The following is a 3,322-nucleotide window of genomic DNA, read 5'->3' on the forward strand; positions in this document are numbered from 1 at the left end:
TCCGTCGACCAATCCGTCGATCGAGGAGTCGATCGACGGATCGACTCCTCGCTCCGTCCGCCGTCCGACCGCGAGCAGCCGGGTCAGCACCGTCCGCAGGTCCGTCCGGTCGGCGACGATGTCGACCTGGCCCTTGCTGGCCAGAAAACCACTGCTCTGGAACTCGGCGGGCAGTTCCTGCCCGATGGTCTGCCGGATGACCCGAGGCCCGGCAAAACCCATCCGGCTGCCGGATTCGGCGACAATCACGTCCGTGTTGGTCGCGAACGACGCCGCCACCCCGCCGTAGGTCGGGTCGGTCACCAGGCTGATGGACAGCAGGCCGTGTTCCCGGTGCCGTTCGATGGCAATACCGGTCTTGGCCATCTGCATCAACGACAGGCAGCCCTCCTGCATCCGGGCTCCGCCGGAGGTGGAAACGATGAGCAGGGGAAGCGCCTCGTCCACGGCGAGTTCCACCGCGAGCGTGATCATCTCACCGACCGCCGAGCCGAGACTGCCGCCCAGAAAACGGAAGTCCATCACGGCCACGACGAGCCCGTGGCCACCGATGGCTCCGGTGCCGCACAGCACCGCTTCGGCCAGATCGGTCTCCTGTCGCGCCGCCTCCCAGCGCTGGGTGTACGGCCGGGTGTCGGTGAACCCGAGAATGTCGAAGTGCACGGGTTCGACCAGCAGCGGCTTGAAGCTTCCGGCGTCGAGGAGCTGCTCGATCCGCTGGGATGCGGTCAGCCGGTCGTGGTGGCCGCATTCGGGGCACACGAACAGGTTGCGGGCCAGCCGTTTGCCGTAGACGAGCGCGGCGCAGGATCCGCACCGGGTCCAGGGAACCGCGCTCACCTCGGCGACCGCGGCCCTCACGCGGCCTCTCCGGCGGACTCGGTTTCATAGGTGTAGAAGCACTGCGCTATCGCGTCCTGGGGTGACCGCCAGGTCGGCAGATAGGGCTGAATGTGGCGCGACAGGCGGTCGCTGACGCGTTTGAACTCCTCATGACCACGCGCGTTGTCCACCGCCTGCCGACCGTCCCCGGTCGTTTCCAGAAGATGGACGTAGAGATCCCCGAGCGAATAGAGCGAACGGTGGGCGACTCCGGCGATCCGCGGAAGTCCGGTCGCGTCCGATTCCGCGAAGATGCGTGCGACATCCTTTTCAGCGCCGGGCGTGATTTTGGCAACAATCAAGGATCTGTGCATGTTGGTGTCCCCCTCCACCGAACGGGCCGGGAAAACCCCGGGACCGGGGCCGGCGGGGCCGCTGACCCATTCGCGGCAACAACGTTTCGGTCCAGACTGACCCCCTACTGAGAGTAAGGGCGATCACACAGCGCGTCCACCGGTACCGTCTGCGCGACCTTTCCGGAGATCGACCACCCCTCCGCAGGACCCGGGCCTGCCGGCCCGGGAAGACCTGACCTGCCGGCTGCGGCAGACGTTCTGGCTCAGGGAGTGGACGTCCGTAGCCGGTGGTCGAGCGCGGTGTGACGGCGCCCACCACTGACCGTGCGTACGGCCTGGCCGATGGCTCTGCGTGAGCCAACCAGGACCACCAGTTTGCGGGCCCGGGTGACCGCAGTGTAGAGAAGGTTACGCTGCAACATCATCCAGGCGCTGGCGGTGACCGGGATGACCACGGCCGGGTACTCGCTGCCCTGCGAACGGTGGATGGTCACGGCGTAGGCGTGGGCGAGTTCGTCCAGTTCGGTGAACTCGTAGTCGATGTCCTCGTCCTCGTCCGTGCGCACCGTGACCTTCTGCTCGTCGAGGTCGATGCCGGTGACCACGCCGAGGGTGCCGTTGAAGACGCCGCTGGCTCCCTTGTCGTAGTTGTTGCGGATCTGGGTGACCTTGTCGCCGACCCGGAAGATCCGGCCACCGACCCGGCGTTCGAGCGTGTCGGGACGCGCCGGGGTGAGCGCGTCCTGCAGCAGGGTGTTCAGCGCGCCGGCGCCGGCTGGGCCGCGGTGCATCGGCGCGAGCACCTGCACGTCCCGGCGCGGGTCGAACCCGAACTTCGCGGGAATCCGCCGGGCCACCACGTCCACGGTCATCGCCGCGGCGTCCTCGGCCTCGTCCGCGGAGAAAAAGAAGAAGTCCGCCAGGCCGCGCACCAGCGGGTAGTCGCCGGTGTTGATGCGGTGTGCGTTCGTGACCACCCCGGACTGCTGTGCCTGGCGGAAGACCTGGGTCAGCCGCACGTGCGGGACCGGCGTCCCCTGCGCCAGCAGGTCGCGCAGGACCTCGCCGGCTCCGACGGACGGGAGCTGGTCGACGTCGCCGACCAGGAGCAGATGCGCCCCGGGCGCGACGGCCTTGGCGAGCTTGTTGGCGAGCAGCAGATCGAGCATGGACGCCTCGTCGACCACGACGAGGTCGGCGTCCAGGGGTCGGTCGCGGTCGTAGGCGGCGTCCCCACCGGGGCGCAGCTCCAGCAGCCGGTGCACGGTGGAGGCGTCGTGCCCGGTCAGTTCGGTGAGCCGTTTGGCCGCGCGACCGGTGGGCGCGGCCAGCACGATCTTCGCGCCCTTGGCCTGGGCGAGCGTGACGACGGAGCGTACGGTGAAACTCTTGCCGCACCCCGGCCCGCCGGTGAGGACGGCGACCTTCTCGGTCAGGGCCAGCTTCACCGCCGCCTGCTGCGCGGGCGCGAGTTCGGTGTGCGTCCGCCCGTGCAGCCAGGCCAGCGCCTTGTCCCAGTCGACGCCGGCGAACGCCGGCATCCGGTCGGCGGGCGTGCGCAACAGCCGCAGGAGCTGACCTGCCAGGGAAATCTCCGCGCGGTGGAAGGGAACCAGGTAGATCGCGGCAACGGGGGCGTCCGGATCCTCCCCGGGGATCTCCTCGCGGATGACGCCCTCCTCGCCGACGAGCTCGGCCAGACATTCGATCACCGCGCCGGTGTCGACCTGCAGAATCTTGATCGCCTCGGCGATCAGCCGCTGTTCGGGCAGGAAACAGTTCCCGTCCCCGGTGGACTCCGACAATGTGAACACCAGCCCGGCCTTGATCCGCTGCGGGCTGTCATGCGGAATCCCGACGGCCTTGGCAATCGTGTCCGCGGTACGAAAACCGATGCCCCACACGTCGGTCGCCAACCGGTACGGTTCCGTGCGCACCACCTCGATCGAACGGTCGGTGTACTGCTTGTAGATCCGCACCGCCAACGACGTCGACACCCCGACGCCCTGGAGGAAAACCATCACCTCTTTGATGGACTTCTGTTCCTCCCACGCCACCGCGATCGCCTTGGTCCGTTTGGGTCCGAGTTTCGGGACCTCGATCAGCCGTTCGGGATGCTGCTCGATGACGTCCAGGGCGTCGAT

At 68.1% G+C, this 3,322-nt stretch carries 3 protein-coding genes; all 3 read right to left on the reverse strand.

Going from position 1 to position 3,322, the window contains the following annotated elements; genetic code table 11:
• Positions 1–861: acetyl-CoA carboxylase, carboxyltransferase subunit beta (gene accD / locus DD1DGNOD_RS17250; RefSeq protein WP_131770615.1), on the reverse strand; the 861-nt coding region annotated here is incomplete at its 3' end.
• Complete coding sequence (locus tag DD1DGNOD_RS17255; RefSeq protein ID WP_131767504.1) at positions 858–1,196, reverse strand: TcmI family type II polyketide cyclase; 339 nt, start codon at positions 1,194–1,196, stop codon at positions 858–860. The genes DD1DGNOD_RS17255 and accD, both read right to left, overlap by 4 nt.
• A gap of 245 nt (positions 1,197–1,441) precedes the next feature.
• Positions 1,442–3,322, reverse strand: a 1,881-nt coding sequence (gene recD2 / locus DD1DGNOD_RS17260) for an SF1B family DNA helicase RecD2 (protein WP_241255796.1), incomplete at its 5' end; no start/stop codon positions are given.

This window comes from Candidatus Protofrankia californiensis, assembly GCF_900634765.1.
In the GTDB taxonomy this organism is placed as follows: Bacteria; Actinomycetota; Actinomycetes; order Frankiales; family Frankiaceae; genus Protofrankia; species Protofrankia californiensis.